1 pseudogene is annotated in these 584 nt (G+C 26.9%); it reads right to left on the reverse strand.

What is annotated here, in order from left to right:
* Positions 1-584 (reverse strand): annotated as a pseudogene (locus tag HMPREF3131_RS10985) (transposase); the annotation flags it as partial.

A 584-nucleotide genomic window follows, 5' to 3' on the forward strand; every position in this document is an offset into this window, starting at 1 on the left:
ATTCCCAATTATAATTCTTCATTATTTTTTTACTTGTTTTTGAATTGAATTTCATGCATTGATGTTTCACAGAACAATCTAAACAATCATCACATTCATATAATTTAAAATCTCGTTTAAAACCATATTGTCGTGGCGATAGGCATATCTTTTAAGTCCTAGACTTTTATTGTTCTGACAAATGAATTCATTGTTAATTTCGTCATAATTCCAATTTTGAGTATTAAAGATGTCACTTTTATATCTTTAGTTTTATCTTTTATAAACATTCCAATAAGTTATACGCGACGTTCAATTGAAATGATCTATAATTACCATATAATTTGATTCACTACCATAACCTACGTCAGCTACAATATATTCAGATAAATGACCGTAGGTTTCTTGAATTGAATTTAAAAATGGTATCATCGTTCTTGTATCAGTAAGATTTTGATACACATGATAAGATAAAACAATTGAGAATTTGTCTCTACTTGTAAATTATACCCTGGATTGAGTTGTCCTTTTTTCATATAATCTTCTTTCATTCTTATAAATGTGGCATCATAGTCTGTTTTAGAATAACTATTTCTATCCTTTAA

Source organism: Staphylococcus sp. HMSC14C01, assembly GCF_001808085.1.
In the GTDB taxonomy this organism is placed as follows: domain Bacteria; phylum Bacillota; class Bacilli; order Staphylococcales; family Staphylococcaceae; genus Staphylococcus; species Staphylococcus hominis.